Here is a 17111-nt window from a genome sequence, read left to right as displayed (position 1 = left end):
CGTTGTGAAAAATCCTGCTTGACGGTTGCTCAAGCTAGGATTAATAAACAGAACCGTACCGTACGGTACAAAGTGGAGGGATTGAACCGTGACTGATAAAAGCGACGAATTGCAGGCTCAAAAGCAGCCGTCTTTCTCGCCGCGTCAGAACGAAGTTCTGGAGCAGGCGTTGCGTCTTCTTGTTGAGGGCGGTGACCGCGCTTTGACAACCGCAAGCATTGCGCGTGCTGCCAATTGCTCCAAGGAAAGCCTCTATAAATGGTTTGGTGATCGCGATGGCTTGCTGACCGCAATGGTTCGCTGGCAGGCGTCGAAGGTTCGTGTTGTGCCGGTGGCGCGTGAGAAGCTTGATGCGGAATCGCTGTTTTCCAGCCTTGAACATTTTGCACGCGACTGGCTGCTCGTGTTGTCCGGCCCGACCTCCATTGCATTGAACCGTCTGGCGGTTAGTCATACGGCATCGGGCAAATCGGCTTTGGGAGACATCGTTCTCGCCAATGGTCCGGTTGCAATGGCGAAGCGTCTCAAGCCCATTCTCGAAATCGGTCGGGAAGCAAAGCTTTTAGCCTTTGACGATATCGACGAAGCATTTCGTGCATTTTTCGGACTCGTTGTTCGGGACATGCAAATCCGGTTGCTGCTTGGCGATCGGCTGGAATTGACTGACGAAGTGGTTATCCGGGACGCCCGGCGTGCCACAAAGCAGTTTTTCGCTCTTTACGGGGCATAAACCTACAAACCAACGGCTGACGTGAGAAGGCCGCAGGACAATTTGAATAACAATCTGAGTGAAGGGAATAAGAAAATGCGCGTTTATTACGATCGTGATGCAGACGTTAACCTGATCAAGTCGAAGAAGGTCGTTATCGTCGGTTATGGTAGCCAGGGTCGCGCCCATGCGCTGAACCTAAAAGACTCCGGCGCAGCCAATGTGCGCATTGCTCTTCGTGAAGGTTCGGCAACGGTCAAGAAGGCCGAAGCTGACGGCTTTGAAGTGATGAATGTTGCTGATGCTGCCAAGTGGGGCGATCTCCTCATGATGGCAACCCCTGATGAACTTCAGGCTGACATCTACAAAGATCACATTCAGGATAACATCCGTGATGGCGCAGCGATTGCTTTCGCACACGGTCTCAATGTTCACTTTGGCCTGATTGAGCCAAAGAAGTCCGTTGACGTTGTCATGATCGCACCAAAGGGCCCAGGCCACACGGTTCGCGGCGAATATCAGAAGGGTGGCGGCGTTCCTTGCCTTATAGCAATCCATCAGGATGCTTCGGGCAATGCACATGATCTCGCTCTCTCCTACGCTTCGGGCGTTGGTGGCGGTCGTTCGGGCGTTATTGAAACCACTTTCAAGGAAGAGTGTGAAACCGATCTGTTCGGTGAGCAGGCTGTTCTTTGCGGCGGTGTTGTTGAACTCATCCGCACCGGTTTTGAAGTTCTGGTCGAAGCTGGTTACGCACCAGAAATGGCTTATTTCGAGTGCCTGCACGAAATGAAGCTCATCGTAGATCTGATCTACGAAGGCGGCATTGCCAACATGAATTACTCGATCTCCAACACTGCTGAGTGGGGCGAATACGTCACTGGCCCACGCATTATCACTGCAGAAACCAAAGAAGAAATGAAGCGCGTTCTGAAGGACATTCAGACCGGCAAGTTCACTTCCGATTGGATGCAGGAATACCGTGCAGGTGCAGCGCGCTTCAAGGGTATCCGTCGCAACAACGACAGCCACCAGATCGAAGAAGTCGGCGAAAAGCTCCGTGGCATGATGCCATGGATCGCAGCGAACAAGCTCGTCGACAAGGCACGCAACTAAAAATCTGCGATATTCAGACTCTGGCCGTCTGCAAATGGCATTTTGTTTCAATTGCGGTGCTCACGTACTTTATGTACGCTCCGCTCCGGTTCTCACAAAACAGCATTTTCGCCAAGCCAGAGTCAGAATCTCATCAGATTTTGCAGTGCCCTTCGATTGAAGAAAACAAAGGGGCGTTTCTTACGCCCCTTTATTATATGGAAGTGATGTGAATTGATGCGTGTAACGTATTGCGCACGAAATGATCGTCAAACACCGTTGTATTTTCTGTTTTGTGCGCGTTTTGACCAAAACAATTCTGAATATCTTTATTCCATGAGAGCATGGGTTGAGGTGTTCTCGTTCGTAAAAAAGTACGCTATCGCTAGGACTTTATCTGGCGAAGTTTGAGGAGGCTTTGCCTCCATCGTATTGAGGAGACTTCCGGTGCTGGACTGGGAAAGTGTATTTGCAACGCGCTCGAAACGTATGCGCGCTTCGGAAATCCGTGAACTTTTGAAGCTGCTGGAACGTCCGGATATTATTTCCTTTGCTGGCGGTATTCCTGATCCGGCACTTTTCCCGCATAACGAATTCCAGAGCGCCTATCAGGATATTTTTGCTGGTCCTGAAGCCAATGCCGCACTGCAATATTCGGTGTCAGAAGGTTACAAGCCGCTGCGCACATGGCTGGTGAGTGAACTCGCCAAGATCGGCGTTCCGTGCACCGAAGACAACGTCTTTATTACGTCTGGTTCACAACAGGCGCTCGACTATCTCGGCAAGCTTTTCATCTCGCCCAACGACACGGCACTGGTGACTGCTCCGACTTATCTTGGTGCTTTGCAGGCTTTCAACGCCTATGAGCCCAGCTACGATATTCTTTCGCTCAACGGCAATCGCACGCCTGCATCTTATCAAGAAGCCGCTGAAAAGGCCGGTGGACAGGTGAAATTTGCTTATCTTTCGGCAGATTTCAGCAATCCGACCGGCGAAACCGTTGATCTTGCAGGCCGCAAGAAGCTGATGGCCGATGCGGACGAACTCAATGTTCCGATCATCGAAGATGCTGCGTATCAGTATCTGCGTTATAATGGTGATGCAGTTGCGTCGATCCTGTCGCTCGATATTGCGCGCCATGGCGGTGACATTGAAAAGACGCGCACGATCTATTGCGGCTCGTTCTCAAAGACCCTCGCACCCGGATTGCGGGTTGGTTATGTGGTTGCCTCGCAGTCGGTTATACGCAAGCTGGTTCTCATGAAGCAGGCGGCTGATCTGCATTCTTCAACCATCAACCAGATCGCGATCTATCATGTCGCATCGCGTGGTTTTGACGCTCAGGTCGCAAAGCTTCATGGCGTTTATAAACACCGCCGCGACAAGATGCTCGAAGCGCTTGCCAAATATATGCCGGAAGGCACAGCTTGGACCAAGCCTGAAGGTGGTATGTTCATCTGGGTGACATTGCCCAAAGGCATGGACGGTGCTGCACTGCTTGCAGCATCAATTGAGAGCGAGAAAGTTGCGTTTGTACCGGGCAAGGCATTTTTTGCCGATGGTACGGGTGCGAACACTTTGCGCCTGAGCTATTCATGCGCCAATGATGAAATGATTGATGAAGGCATCATGCGTCTGGGACGCTTGATCCGCACGCATTCCAAATCGGAAGCTGCATAAGAAAGAAATAAGCCGGGCAATGCCCGGCTTTTATTTTATTGGAATGGTGAATTGCAGCCGCTACGTGGCCCCGCCAGAGGCTGATAGGTGTTATCGGATGTGCGATAGCTGCGGTAACGGTTGGAGCACCATGAAATATGATTGCTGCTTGGACCAAATGTCGTGACCGGCTTGCGATTGGATGGGCGAACCTGAAGCGGGTCGCCATTCTTGTAAATCGGGATGCCTTCAGGCGAAATATAGTTGCCACTGTTGCGGCAGCCGACGCCATAGCATTTGCTTGAACCTGCTTGCGGTTGATAAGTCCGCGGCAATCCGCCAGCGATAGGCGGCGTACTCGGACGCAAAGACGGTACATAAGGCGTGTTCAAATCAACAGCCGCCGCACTGCCGATAAAGCTCGTTGCAAAGAGACTTGTGCAAAGTGCGATGTACCGTATCTTTTCAAACATTTTTGGTATCCAGATTTTCAGACAATATATGGTGGTTAGTCTGATCAAAACCAGCGCGAGCGTGTTATTTGAAAAGAACCACTTGCCAACTATAGCGCAAGTCGCGAGATTGCGCTGGCATGTTTACGATAGCTACATTTAATGTCGAAAATCTGATGCGCCGGTTTGATTTTTCCGGCTTTCGCAATGAATTGCATCAGGACCGCTCGCTCAAACTCTTCGAGATTGGCGATGAGACGCAATATCGTTTGCTGGAGCAGGCACGCGCTGTCGCCCATGCCGATGATACACGCCAGATGACCGCGCTGGCGATTGCGGAAAGCCGTGCGGATATTCTCTGCTTGCAGGAAGTGGATAATCTCGCTGCTCTCAATGCCTTTGAATACGGCTATCTTTTTAAGATGATCGGACAAGGCTATCGCAACAAATATCTGGTCGATGGCAATGATAGCCGAGGCATCGATGTTGCTGTCATGGCGCGTGATTCGACACGCGATGGTCATTCTATCGAGATCACACAGGTAACCAGTCACGCCAATCTGACATATAATGACTTTGGGCTTTATCAACCAATACTGGCCGAGCTTGGATTTGAGCCGCATGATCGTATTTTCAAACGCGATTGCCTCAATCTTGATATGCGGATTGATGGCAAGCCTTTGTCTTTGTTTGTGGTTCATCTCAAATCAATGGGTGGCGCGCGCAATGGTCTTGATGGACGTACAGCGTCACTGCCGGTGCGACAGGCTGAAACGCGTGCAATTCGACGCATTATCGAAGGTAAATTCGGCATCGGTCATACGGCGGACAAACGCTGGCTTATTTGCGGTGATTTTAACGACTATCGCGAGCGCGTTCTGATAGATGGTGATGAGTGGAATGGCTATCAGTTTACGCCATTTTCGGAAGAGGTAAGCGCGCTGGATACGCTGCTTAATGATGGTTTTGCCGTCAATCTGGTGGAGCGGCGTCCGGTCATGGATCGCTGGACGCTCTATCATACGCGCGGACCACAGGAACGCCACCTTTGCCAGCTTGATTATATTCTGGCATCGCCATCACTGGCCAGTAAGAATGAGAGTGCCATTCCGCAGATTATCCGTCGCGGTCAGCCGTGGCGCACCATTTTTCCGCCGGGACAGGATGTTGATCGTTATCCGCGCACCGGTTGGGACCGGCCAAAAGCTAGTGACCATTGCCCTGTGGCTGTTACGTTGAACATTGATTGAGGAATAAGCGTAGATGCAGCATGTGAAAGAAAACACGGTCTATATGATTGACCGCGTTGATGTCCGGGTTTTGCCTGGGGCGCTTTCCTACAGCGAAGCGAACAGTCAGGTGATTGCTGCAAACTGGCAAAGGGCGACCGCTGCCAATCCAACGCTTTTTGATGGCGAGATTTATCTGGCACCGCAAGCTCAACTCAATGAGGGGGTGTTGGAGGCGGGTTTTAAGCGCACGAGTTTTGCAACGTTGATGTATTGGCGCGATGATCGCGGGTCTGAAAGGCCATGGCATATTTTTGGTGTGGGCGTGATTGTGTCGAGCGAAGGGCATCTGATTGCAGCGCGTATGAGCGCACATAATGCTGTCGCTGGCCGAGTTTATTTTCCCGCCGGTTCGATAGATGACAATGACATTGTCGGTGACCGTGCCGATTATGAAACCAATGTTGCCCGCGAAGTTCGCGAAGAAACAGGGATTGATCTTGGCAAGGCAAAAGCGGAGCCGAGTATGCATCTTGTGAGCGCTGATGGGAGCATTGCGCTTTTCCGTCGTTATTATTTTGACTTATCAACCGCAGAGCTGCTTCAACAGATTGAAGTCAACCTTGCCACACAGGCGCAACCAGAGCTTTCAGAAATCATTCCAGTAACTCAAGCTGGCATGATGGGGCAGGCAACGCCGTCCTATGTGCGGGCCTTTGCAAACTGGCATTTCGAAAATCAGCAATAGAGTAGCTACTGACAGATGACAGCGGCGCGAAATTGACTATGCTCGCAATTCAAAGCAGTTGAGGGAGACGTGAAGACATGAGCGAAGCTGCCGGTTCTGGCCGATACTATGAGATTTTCGACGTTTTCGCCGATAAGGCTCTGGCTGGGAATCCTCTGGCTGTCGTTCATGAGAGCGAGGGGCTTACAGATGCGCGCATGCAGGCCATCGCGCGCGAGTTCAATCTGTCTGAAACCGTGTTCATTTTCCCGCCCGAAAACCCCATGCATGAAGCATCTGTGCGTATTTTTACGCCTGATTATGAGCTTCCCTTTGCGGGTCATCCAACGGTGGGCGCTGCCGTATCACTTGCGCGCCATCGCAGGACGGGTGATGAGTCGGACCGGCTTGTGACACTGGAAGAGAAAGTCGGGGTCGTTCGCTGTGGCGTTATTCTGGGTGAAAACAGCGCTTTTGCTGAATTCGATCTGCCGCGCCTGCCGGAAAAAATAGATATTAAAATAGAAAAAGAGGAAGCGGCTGCGGCCATAGGGCTTGGCACGCATGAGATCGGTTTTGAGAACCACATTCCGGCTATCTGGAGCGCGGGAACGCCTTATCTTCTGGTGCCGGTGCATAATCTCATTGCGGCAGCCAAAGTGTCGATTGATCCGGTTTATGTGAGCGAGAGCCTGCCGCATGTCGGCGAACGGCCTTTGCCGATTTATGTCTATTGCCGCGAAACCCTTTTGTTCGACAGCAATTATCATGCGCGCATGTTTGTGACAGGTTCAAATGTTTATGAAGATCCGGCAACGGGTTCTGCGGCCGCGGCTTTTGCAGGCATGATTATGGCAAAAGACAAGCCTGTGGATGGCAGTTCGCAATGGTGGATTGAGCAGGGCATGGAGATGGGGCGCCCGTCGCGCATTCGCCTTGAGCTGGATGTTACCAGGCAGGTGCTGACCGGCGCACGCATCGGCGGAACGGCGGTCAAAATTGCCGAAGGACGCTTGTTCGTCTGATCGAAGCTTAACACTATAATGAGCGAAGGACGCTTGTCATGATAATCAAGGAAATGTCAGAATATGACATTCGCGATATGATCCAGCATACACAGGTTGGGCGTCTGGGCTACGTTCTGGATAATCGTCCTTACGTTGTTCCGCTTGGATTTCGGTTCAGTGGTGGCGCGCTTTATTCGTTTACGACCGATGGCCAGAAGACCGAGGCGATGCGCAATAACGATGCCGTTTGTATTCTCTTTGATCATATCACTTCAAAGACGCAGTGGCGCAGCGTGGTGGTGAATGGCCATTATCGCGAAATCACGCGCGAGGAAGAAAAAAACGCGATCGTCAATATGTTGGCGAATGAGCCAAGCTGGTGGGAGCCTGCCTATACGAAGACTGTTGCCAGTGATGGCGGACAACGCAAGCTGGAGCCTGTTTTCTTCCGCGTGGATATTGAAAGCGCTACGGGTCACGAGACGAGCTGATTATTTATGGTTCTGGATTGCGATACATTTAATGCAAGTTGGGTTGCGACAGTTCTTAATCTCGACTGGCCGTCCAGAGCATCGACACAGATTGAGAATGACTCAGAACGGGTAAAGCTTCAGAAACAAGAACTGGTGCGCATGTTCGATGAAGCATCGGAACACGGCATCAATGCCGTGATCTTTCAGGTTTCGCCTGCTGCGGATGCGTTTTACAAATCTGAGTATCTGCCATGGTCGTCTTATCTGACGGGAACGCTTGGCAAAGACCCGGGCTTTGATCCGCTTCGCTTTGCAATTGAGCAAGCGCATAAGCGCGGGATTGAACTTCATGCCTGGCTTAATCCTTATCGCGTGTCGATGGATGTACGTCCGGCCACGCGCAAGGAACTGAAAAACTCATCGAGCGATTCCAGCCCAAGCATTTACAAAACCAAGCCCGAATGGGTGGGGATTTCTGCAGGCCGTTATGTTCTTGATCCGGGCATTCCTGCGGTGCGGCAGTGGGTGACGAATATAACCGCCGAGGTGGTTCAGAAATATGATGTCGATGGTATCCAGTTCGACGATTATTTCTATTATGAAACACAGGACTCGAAGCTTGAGGATGATAAAACCTTCAAGCGCTTCGGTACGAAGTTCGCCAGTAAATATGACTGGCGGCGCTATAATACCTATACGCTCGTGCAGGAGATCTCGAAAAAGATCAAAGCGATCAAGCCGCATGTCCGCTTTGGTATCAGTCCCGGCGGCGTGTGGCGCAATCAGGTCGATGATCCGCGTGGTTCGCCTACTCGTGCAGGTAAGACCAATTATGATGGTGATTTTGCCGACACACGTGCTTGGGTCAAGGATGGTCTGATCGACTATATCGCGCCGCAGGTTTACTGGTCGTCCGGGCGTAAGGATGTGCCATATGGGCCGATTGTCAGATGGTGGGCGGATACGGTGCGCGGCACACAGGCTGACCTTTATATCGGCATGGCGCTATATCGCGCAGGCACTGCAAGCAAGTCCGAACCTGAATGGGTTGCAGGCAATGGCGTGGATGAAATCAGGCGTCAGCTTGAGTTGAACAATGCACTGCCAGAGGTGAAAGGCAGCATCCTTTTTCGGCAGGGCTTTTTGTCTGATCCCAAACTTAAAAGCGTGTCGGATTATCTCAAAAAGAGCTGGGACAAATGTCGCGCTAAGAAATAGTGCGCGTCGTTATATGTATTTATTATCTAATTGATTTAAATCAAAGAAAGCTCCCACTTGTGGGTGCTAATGAGTGCTTGTTGTCAGGTTCCACCAGAACTGATGGCCCGGGACGTCGAGGCCCAACCTAAAGCGACGTCCCGGCTAAGTTTTTCAAACTCAAGGATCTGTCGAGCGCAGTAGCGCGATCTTTTTGCAATGTTGTCCGGTCGACAGCCAGCGGGTGCTGTCAACGTTGCCCTCCATCTCACCAAATCGGCACCCGCGCAATCTTTCCCTTTAAAACACTTTTGATTCAATGGCTTATGCTAAATTTCTGTGAATATGATTCAGATGGGCATTTTGTTGCGGTTGATAATTCGGTGGCTGCTTGCTATCGCTCACACAGGAAATGGTTCCGCTCAAAAGGTGGATGAAAAGGGAACACGGTGAGGTCTCTAAGACTGATGCCGTGACTGCCCCCGCAACTGTGACCGGAGAGTCGTCCTCTTATATAGCCACTGAAGTTTCGTGCTTTGGGAAGGTGGAGGTTCGATGAAGACCCGGAAGTCAGGAGACCTGCCATATCCAGTCACCCATGGCTGACACGGGGTGTGTCCAGTCGCGGCCGTCCGTAGCGGTGACATTGTGAAATGTTGCCGTGGGACGAAGACGAAGGGATTGTACCCTGATTTCTGGCGCTCGCGGTAAGCAAATGCGTGCGCGCAGGAAGAATGAATAAATGCAAGTTCTCAAACTATCGGCTTTTCTCGCGTCGGGCATTCTGCTTGCGATGCCGCTTGATGCTCGCGCTCAAGACAATGAAGACGGGATCATGCTTGGGACTATTGTGGTCACACCGCTTCGCCGGGCAACATCGCTACAACGCTCGACCTCTTCTGTGACGGTGATTGATAGAGCCGAGATTGAACGATCCGCTGCACCCGATCTGCAATCGTTGCTGCAATACTATCCGGGAATTTCGATTACTGCCAATGGTGGGCAGGGGTCGTCGTCCAATCTTTATATTCGCGGCATGTCGTCGAAGCAGACGGTGGTGCTGGTCAATGGCGTACGGACGGCTTCCGCCACGACTGGCGCAACAGCGCTTGCCAATATTCCGCTGATGTCGATTGATCGGATTGAGATCGCCAAGGGTGCGCATTCCGCGCAATATGGCGCTGATGCTATGGGCGGGGTCATCAATATCATCACCAAGCAGGGTGGCGCATGTGGCGAGCGTTCCTCATGTGGGAGCATCAGTACGGGCGTTACCCATCCATGGGGTGGGTATGCGCACGCATCTCTGCAAGGACAAAGCCAGGATGGCATAGATTATGCCTTTGGCGCAGGCGTGACCGGTACACAGGGCTATAATTTTACAACGCCAGAAGTTTTTGGTTATGAGCCGGATCGGGACGGCTTTTTGCAGGGTGCGTTTAATTTTTCTCTTGGCAAGGATTTCGATTGGGGCAGGGTTTATACTGACGGTCTGTTGAGCCGCGGTCGCAATCAATATGATGGAAAAGCGCCGTCCTTCAACGAAGCTTACACGACGGCTTTCAATGGTAAGCTTGGTGCGCGGATTGATCATATGGATGATTGGTCTTCGACGATTGAAATGAGTTCCGGGCTTGATCATAGTCGGAATTTTCGCAAGGGCGTGAGCGGTTCCGATCGGTTTGAAACCACGCGCTATGGTATTTTTGCCGCGACGGAAAAGCAGTTTGAAACGGGCAGCATGAGCCACACTGTGACCGGCGGCGTTGAGGCTTACCGCGAAGAAGTCAATGGAACTGTAGCCTATGCCGAGACAAGCCGGGATACGGCGGCAGTCTTCGGGCAATATTCGCTGGAATATGATGCGTTGCGTTTTGATGGCGGCGTGCGCTATGATTACAACGAACAATTCGGCGATGTCGTGACCTATAATCTGGGCGCGAGCTATGAAATCCTGCCTGATCTGGTGCTGCGCTCGTCATTTGGTACGGGTTTTCGTGCCCCGACATTCAATGAGCTTTATTATCCCGGCTATGCCAATCCCGATCTGCAACCGGAAAAATCCCGTTCCTATGAGATTGGCCTAAACTGGCAGGCGAGTGCCAAGACCAGCCTCGATATGGCTTTTTATCAGACATGGTTGCGCGATGCGATCATGAGTACGGCACCGACCTATCTGCCTTATAATGTTGCGCATGCTCAGATTACAGGGTTCGAGGCAGTGCTTGCACATCGGTTTAACGACACTTGGGGCGTCAAAGGCTCACTTGATCTGAAACGTCCGATTGATGAAGATACGGATAATGATTTGGCTTATCGCGAGCGCGTCAAGGCGACAGCGGAGCTTAATTACAAGCCGCTGGACAAGCTCGATCTCACGGCGAGACTGCTTTATGGTGGTTCGCGTTATGACGACTCGAAGCCACCAGTCAAGCTCGCTCCTTATGTGACGGCAGATGTCATAGCGCTTTATGACATTGATGAGCGGTCGCAGTTCAAAGTCTCTGTCGAGAATATCTTCAACAAGGATTATCAGACTAAATCGGGCTATAATGCGCCGGGGCGTAGCTTTAATATCGGCCTGACACGGAATTTCTGATTGCGGAATATGTGGGCAAATAAGCAGTCATTATTGAGGAAATTCAGGCTCTGCCTTCTGGCAAGCCTATTCCTGGCTTGCCTCCATCCGTCATTGGCGCAAGATGCGCCCAAGCGCGTTGTGTCGATCAATGTCTGCACCGATCAACTGGCCTTGTTGCTGGCAGATGATGGGCAGTTGCAATCGGTATCCTATCTGTCGCGCGATCCACTTTTGTCGGCCATGAGCGAGAAGGCACAGCAATTGCCGGTTAATCACGGACAGGCGGAAGAGGTATTTCTTGCCAAGCCTGATCTGGTGCTGGCTGGCACATTTTCTTCGCGTGCAACGGTTGGGATGCTGCGCGAACTCGGCGTTCGGGTTGAGGAGTTTGCACCCGCACGCTCTTTTAAGGATATTGCGGCGCATATGAAGCGGATGGGAGAATTGCTGGGGCGTGAGGAGCAGGCGGAAAAGCAGATTACCGCCATGAATGCGGCTTTGACCGATATTCCAATGCCTGCGCATCGGCAAACGGTCGCGCTCTATTATGCCAATAGTTATACGGCGGGGCGTGGAACTTTGATTGATGAAGCCATACGTCTTGCGGGCCTTGATAATCTTGCCGATAAGGCTGGTATTCGTGGTTCGGCCATGCTGCCTTTGGAAATGCTGATTATGGATAAGCCGGATATTCTGGTGCGTGGCTCACGCGGCAGACCGCCTGCGCTGGCCTTTGAGAATTTCGAGCATCCGGCTCTTCGTGCTTTAGAGAAAGATACGAAAATCGTAACATTGAACGATAATCTGACCGTCTGTGGCGGGCCTTTCAGTGTCGAGGCAGTGTCACAGCTTTCGGAGGCTGCGCGTGACTGAAACGGCTCGGTTCTATCTACTGCTGCTCATGCTTGGATTATTGGTGGCAGTTTTGTTTTTCGTGTCGCTGCTGATCGGTCCCGCATCCATCGGAGTGAGTGAGAGCATCAAGGCGCTTTTGACCGGACATGGCGATGTGATCGTGCTGGTGATGCGCGAAATACGCTTGCCGCGCGCAATCCTCGCTTTGCTGATTGGTGCGTCACTGGGGCTTTCGGGTGCAGCCCTTCAGGGCTATTTGCGCAATCCACTGGCTGAACCAGGATTGCTCGGCGTGAGTTCGTCCGCTTCGCTTGGTGCCGTGATTGCGATCTATACCGGGCTTTCGCAGGCTTTTCCGTTGGCACTGCCGTTGCTGGCGTTAGTTGGGGCCTTCATCTCAGTGTTTTTGGTGAAAACGCTTGCCGGACGTCATGCAGGGACGTTGACGGTTATTCTGGCCGGCGTTGCTGTCACCAGTCTTGCGGGTGCGATGACGGCATTGGCGCTTAATCTCTCGCCCAATCCATTTGCTGCTATGGAAATCGTATTCTGGATGCTTGGGTCGCTCGCGGATCGCTCAATGACACATGTGTGGCTCGCAGCGCCCTTCATTCTGATTGGCTGGGTCATGCTGTTTTCGCTGGGCCGGGCTTTGGATAGTTTAACGCTTGGCTCGGATGCGGCTTCAAGTATGGGTGTCAATCTTTCGCGGGTGCAAATGGTCGCAGTGCTTGGAACAGCAGCTTCTGTCGGCGCATCGACCGCCGTGGCGGGTGCTATCGGTTTTGTGGGGCTGGTTGTGCCGCATCTTTTGCGTCCGCTGGTTGGCTCCCGACCATCTCGATTGCTGATTGCCAGTAGCTTTGGAGGGGCGGCTCTTTTGCTCGCAGCCGATGTTTTTGTGCGGATTTTGATGCCGGGACGCGAGTTGAAGCTTGGTGTGCTGACAGCAATCATCGGTGCACCGTTTTTCCTGTGGCTTGTCTTCAAATATCGGAGGCGGCTCATATGACGATGCTTCGTATTCAGGGTCTTGGCGTATCCCTTTCGAAAAAGCGGGTTTTGGAAGACATCAGCTTTAATATGGGCGATGGCGAATTCATTGGCCTGATCGGTCCCAATGGCGCCGGGAAAACCACGTTGCTTCGCGCAGTTCTTGGCTTAACGGCATCGAATGGCGAGATCGAACTTGAGGGTCGTGATTTACGCCGCATGCCGGTTTCAGATAAAGCGCGCACCATTTCCTATCTGCCGCAGGAACGTGATGTTGCCTGGTCGGTTTCGGTGAAAATGCTGGTTTCGCTTGGGCGCTCTGCGCTAAAGCCCGTATTTGCCGGGCTGGACACTCGCGATCACGAAATCATCGAAACCGTCATGCAGCGGATGGGCGTGCTTGATCTTGCGTCACGTCCTGCCACGGAGCTTTCGGGGGGCGAACGGGCGCGGGCACTGATTGCGCGTGTGCTGGCGCAGGATACGCCGATCATTCTAGCGGATGAGCCTGTCGCAGGGTTAGACCCGGCGCATCAAATTGAACTCATGGAACTGTTTGCCGGACTGGCGCAGGAGCGAAAAACGGTGATTGCCTCCCTGCATGATCTTGGTCTTGCTGCACGCTATTGCACAAGATTGATCGTAATCGATCAGGGTAGACTTGTTGCGGATGGTGCACCGGAAGACGTGCTTAAACCAGCACTGCTTAAAGACGTTTACGGCATCGATGCGTATCTGATGAAGATTGACGACGAATTCATTCTTCATACGCGCAAACGTCTTTGATGAATTACGAGTATTTGGAGTGAACCTGCTTGATCTTGCAATTTCATGAGTTTAACCAACCAGTTTAAAATATTGCTGAAATTGCGCCGAAAGGATGAGACATCGTGGAACAGGCAACGAGCGGAAAACGCAAGGGCGGGCGCAAGGCGCTTTGGGCGGCTGTAGCAATCATTGCAATCGCTGCGGCAGGTGCGGTCGGGTATAAGATTACGCTCGAAAAGACGATCAACGCGCAGCTTGAACGACGCGGCGGTAAGGCTGCTTCTGTTTCGGCGGACTTTTTTGGTCGCATTCATCTGACGGATGTGGTTCTGCCTCTCAAAGACGGCACAGATGTGCGGATTGCTTCGGTAGAAGGGCGTCCAAAAATTCTGTTTCTCGATGGCATGCTCGATGCCACAGACATCAAAACACAGTTTTCACAGTTTGCAATTTCATTGCCGAGCGTTCGTATTGATGACGCAAATTTCGATATTCAGATGCTTCGCGACACGTTCGGCAATAGCGAGCTAAGTGTTGCTGAACGCATTGGCCGTGTTTCAGCAAAGCGCGTGTCTGTGCCGGAAATCAATGTAACGCAGATGCTCAATGGCAAAGAGCAGAAGACGTCTTACAAGGACGTGACCCTTGAGGACATTAATAGCGGTCATATTGCGCGCTATTCCGCAAGCGGCGTGACCTTCGATCTTAATCTCGAATTGCCAGACGAAAAGGGTGTGGTCACCGAGGAGCGCATGGCAGGCACCATAGGCGCTTACGAGGGCAAAGATATTGACGGTGTTTTCATCGCGCGTCTTTACACTGAAAAGGCTGGACCGAACGATACTGAAGCCAAGCCGGTTTATGGGCCGTTCTCGGCCAAGAATATCGTCATTACAGGGACCAAATCGAGCTTCAGCTACGATGAAGTTCGCAGCAATGGCTTCACAATGCGTCTGCCGTCAGAGCCATTGATGGAAACGCTGCAACAGATTGAAACTGTCAAGAATGTCGATGATCTTTCGCCGGAGGAGCGCAATGCCTTTTTCGCGCGTCTGTTTGGCATTTTCGATACAATCGGCAAGGGCGATGTCGAGCTGATTGGCATGAAGATCAAGCAGGGTAATGTTGAAAAGGGTAACGCCAGCATTGATAAAGTTGCGATGGTCTTCGACAACAAGAAACTCGATATGTCGATGAACGGCTTCACGGCTGGCAACGGCACCGATCACGTGAAAATGGATGAAATTTCGCTGAAAGGTTTCGACTGGGCGCCGTCTGCAGAAGCTTTCAAGAAATTCTCGGCATTGAGCGATGTGGAAATGCAAAGTTTCCCGTTCACGACAATGCTGCCTGAGTTTGGCACGCTGGTCGTCAAAGGTGTCGATGCCGATCTACCTTATGACAACAATGCCCATGACGACATTGACGTTACCGATGAAGACGGCAATCCTGTACCCAAGCCAGATGGGCTACCGCATCGCCTGATATTCGGTATGAAAAGCTATGAGCTTGCACTCAAAAAGCCCTATAACGGCATTCCAACCGATATTCGTATTGCCTATGAAGACGTATCCTTGCCTGTACCTACGGACAGCAATGAGGAGGCATATCAGCAGCTTATCAAGCTTGGTTATGATCGTGTGACAATTTCCTCCAATGTGGAGGCTGCTTGGGATGAAGCAAATCAGAATCTGGTCATTAAAGACATTTCTGTTAGCGGCAAGGATATGGGCAAAATTGCCATGTCTGGTCTGATGGGGGGCTTCACCAAAGAGTTTTTCTCCGGCGATAAAGTGTTGACGCAGGTCGCAGCCCTCGGCCTCAAGGCGCGTGAAGTGAACTTGAAGGTTGAGAACGAGGGTCTTGTTGAAAGAGGCCTCAAGTTCTATGCCGATGAGAATAATCTATCAGTCGATGAAGCACGCAGCACACTGACGCTTATTGCAAGTGCCGTATTGCAGGAACTCGCAGCCGATCAGCCCGCATTGGATGAGACAATTACTGCGCTTAACGCATTTATCGCCAAGCCAAATATCTTTGAACTGGCTATCAAGTCGAAGTCTGACAGGGGGGTTGGTGCATTGGAGATGATCACAATCTCGCAAGATCCAATTTCGATTCTTGGCAAGGTCAATATCGAGGCAAAAGCTGAATAAGCGACCGCCGCTTTGATAAAGTGATCGACCAAAAACGCCGGCTGGTTCAGCCGGCGTTTGCATTTTCAGAATGTTTTCAGATAGGGTGGCGCCGTAAAGTCTTTTACTTGGAGCATAATCTTATCAATCCTCGGGCCACTGCGATACGACTTATGCTCTAAACCCCATCATTCGGAATTCATCCAATGCTTAAAAACATAAATCCATTGCTATCCGGTTCACTTCTCGAGGTGCTTGCGGATATGGGCCATGGCGACGATCTGGTGATCGTTGACGCTAATTACCCCGCACAGGCTTCAGGCGTGCAGGTACTTGATTTTCCGGGCATCAGTGCGACGGATATTGCAGAAGCGGTGCTCTCGCTTTTACCGCTTGATGACTTTGTCGACAAGCCAGCGGCTGTGATGGAAGCACCGAAGGAAACGCCTGCGATTTTCGGCGAATTTGAAGCCGTTATTGAAAAGGCTGAAGGCCGCAAAATCGCAGTCGATCCTATTGAACGTTTTGCGTTTTATGATCGTGCGAGTGCTGCCTATGCAGTCATCCGCTCCGGCGAAAAGCGCCTGTATGGCAATATCATTTTCAAGAAGGGCGTCATTCGCTCGTAGCTAAAAAATGGCCCCGGAATATCCCGGGGCCATTTTCTTGATGGATAAGATTACTGCTGTTCCATCTTGCCCTTGCTGTGATGATGCGGTCCTTTTGGACCATGGTGATGAGACTTTTTTGCCGCCCGCAGCTCTTTGCGATCAAGCTTGCCATCTTCGTTGCGGTCAAGAGCCGCAAATTCCTTCTGGCGCTGTTTCTCAACTGCTTCCAGCGTTATCTTTCCATCGCCATTGATGTCGAGGCGACGCTCCATACGATCGGCTGCGCGGCTGACGATACGCTTGAGCGCAAGCGCTTCGATTTCGTCTCGCGAAAGAACGCCGTCGCCGTTTGTATCGGCAGCTTTCAACTCATCCATGCGAGAGAATTTCTCGAAGTCGATTGGTCCGCGCTTGCCCTTGGCTCCATCATTCTGTGTAATGGAAGTATCCGTCGCGGACTTGTCTGTCGCATCGTTTGCTTTTTCCTGCGCGAAAGCCGCAGTGGAAAGCAAAGCAGAAGCGATTACTGCGATATACAATGTCTTCGATTTCATGGTTCTTTGACTCCATTACTCTATACAGGGCGCCATTGATTGGCGTGTGAGTAATGTCGGCCATTT

The 17111-nt window shown here is 51.6% G+C and carries 17 protein-coding genes and 1 riboswitch; of the genes, 15 read left to right on the top strand and 2 right to left on the bottom strand.

All coding sequences use genetic code 11. The features are described from left to right. Positions 1 to 88: 88 nt before the first annotated feature. From CEV31_RS01230 to CEV31_RS01220, 4 genes are all read left to right on the top strand, one after another. Entirely contained in the window at positions 89 to 730 is a 642-nt protein-coding gene (locus CEV31_RS01230; protein WP_094505094.1) for a TetR/AcrR family transcriptional regulator, read from the top strand. Between the two features lie 75 nt (positions 731 to 805). Then, positions 806 to 1825, top strand: coding sequence for a ketol-acid reductoisomerase (gene ilvC, locus CEV31_RS01225; protein WP_007875687.1), 1020 nt, complete (start codon positions 806 to 808; stop codon positions 1823 to 1825). Next, the gene (locus tag CEV31_RS20830) at positions 1783 to 2037 is read left to right on the top strand and encodes a hypothetical protein (RefSeq protein ID WP_143850889.1); all 255 of its coding nucleotides are present in this window, start codon (positions 1783 to 1785) and stop codon (positions 2035 to 2037) included. Before ilvC ends, CEV31_RS20830 begins: the two co-directional genes overlap by 43 nt. A 214-nt stretch (positions 2038 to 2251) precedes the next feature. After that, a complete protein-coding gene (locus CEV31_RS01220) occupies positions 2252 to 3484 on the top strand; it encodes an aminotransferase-like domain-containing protein (protein WP_094505093.1) in 1233 nt (410 codons plus the stop codon). A gap of 35 nt (positions 3485 to 3519) precedes the next feature. On the opposite strand, the gene CEV31_RS01215 is transcribed toward CEV31_RS01220, so the two are convergent. After that, the gene (locus CEV31_RS01215; protein ID WP_094505092.1) at positions 3520 to 3936 is read right to left on the bottom strand and encodes a BA14K family protein; all 417 of its coding nucleotides are present in this window, start codon (positions 3934 to 3936) and stop codon (positions 3520 to 3522) included. Between the two features lie 119 nt (positions 3937 to 4055). Between CEV31_RS01215 and CEV31_RS01210 the strand changes: the two genes are divergently transcribed. The 11 genes from CEV31_RS01210 (at position 4056) to CEV31_RS01160 (ending at position 16509) form a co-directional block, all read left to right on the top strand. Then, entirely contained in the window at positions 4056 to 5165 is a 1110-nt protein-coding gene (locus CEV31_RS01210; protein ID WP_094505091.1) for an endonuclease/exonuclease/phosphatase family protein, read from the top strand. Positions 5166 to 5178: 13 nt separating this feature from the next. Beyond that, positions 5179 to 5892, top strand: coding sequence for an NUDIX domain-containing protein (locus CEV31_RS01205; RefSeq protein WP_094505090.1), 714 nt, complete (start codon positions 5179 to 5181; stop codon positions 5890 to 5892). Between the two features lie 77 nt (positions 5893 to 5969). After that, complete coding sequence (locus CEV31_RS01200) at positions 5970 to 6896, top strand: PhzF family phenazine biosynthesis protein (RefSeq protein ID WP_094505089.1); 927 nt, start codon at positions 5970 to 5972, stop codon at positions 6894 to 6896. A gap of 38 nt (positions 6897 to 6934) precedes the next feature. After that, positions 6935 to 7369, top strand: a complete 435-nt coding sequence (locus CEV31_RS01195) for a pyridoxamine 5'-phosphate oxidase family protein (protein ID WP_094505088.1) — start codon at positions 6935 to 6937, stop codon at positions 7367 to 7369. Between the two features lie 6 nt (positions 7370 to 7375). Continuing rightward, the gene (locus CEV31_RS01190) at positions 7376 to 8569 is read left to right on the top strand and encodes a glycoside hydrolase family 10 protein (protein ID WP_094505087.1); all 1194 of its coding nucleotides are present in this window, start codon (positions 7376 to 7378) and stop codon (positions 8567 to 8569) included. 375 nt (positions 8570 to 8944) lie between these two features. Beyond that, positions 8945 to 9149: riboswitch (cobalamin riboswitch) on the top strand. Between the two features lie 141 nt (positions 9150 to 9290). After that, positions 9291 to 11147, top strand: coding sequence for a TonB-dependent receptor domain-containing protein (locus CEV31_RS01185; RefSeq protein ID WP_094505086.1), 1857 nt, complete (start codon positions 9291 to 9293; stop codon positions 11145 to 11147). A gap of 9 nt (positions 11148 to 11156) precedes the next feature. Further along, positions 11157 to 12002 (top strand): ABC transporter substrate-binding protein, encoded by an 846-nt coding sequence (locus CEV31_RS01180; RefSeq protein ID WP_094505085.1) that lies wholly within the window; start codon positions 11157 to 11159, stop codon positions 12000 to 12002. Beyond that, positions 11995 to 12996 (top strand): FecCD family ABC transporter permease, encoded by a 1002-nt coding sequence (locus tag CEV31_RS01175; protein WP_094505084.1) that lies wholly within the window; start codon positions 11995 to 11997, stop codon positions 12994 to 12996. Before CEV31_RS01180 ends, CEV31_RS01175 begins: the two co-directional genes overlap by 8 nt. After that, complete coding sequence (locus CEV31_RS01170; protein ID WP_094505083.1) at positions 12993 to 13763, top strand: ABC transporter ATP-binding protein; 771 nt, start codon at positions 12993 to 12995, stop codon at positions 13761 to 13763. The genes CEV31_RS01175 and CEV31_RS01170 overlap by 4 nt, the downstream gene beginning before the upstream one ends. A gap of 104 nt (positions 13764 to 13867) precedes the next feature. Beyond that, a complete protein-coding gene (locus CEV31_RS01165; protein WP_094505082.1) occupies positions 13868 to 15901 on the top strand; it encodes a hypothetical protein in 2034 nt (677 codons plus the stop codon). A gap of 185 nt (positions 15902 to 16086) precedes the next feature. After that, on the top strand, positions 16087 to 16509 hold the full coding sequence (locus tag CEV31_RS01160) for an RbsD/FucU family protein (RefSeq protein WP_094505081.1): 423 nt from the start codon (positions 16087 to 16089) through the stop codon (positions 16507 to 16509). Between the two features lie 50 nt (positions 16510 to 16559). Here the strand turns inward: CEV31_RS01160 and CEV31_RS01155 are convergent, their stop codons facing one another. Beyond that, complete coding sequence (locus CEV31_RS01155; RefSeq protein ID WP_094505080.1) at positions 16560 to 17045, bottom strand: EF-hand domain-containing protein; 486 nt, start codon at positions 17043 to 17045, stop codon at positions 16560 to 16562. Positions 17046 to 17111 lie beyond the last annotated feature (66 nt).

The organism is Brucella thiophenivorans, assembly GCF_002252445.1.
Classification (GTDB): Bacteria; Pseudomonadota; Alphaproteobacteria; order Rhizobiales; family Rhizobiaceae; genus Brucella; species Brucella thiophenivorans.
Note: the sequence above shows the minus strand (reverse complement) of the source record. Positions and strands in the feature narration are given on the sequence as shown.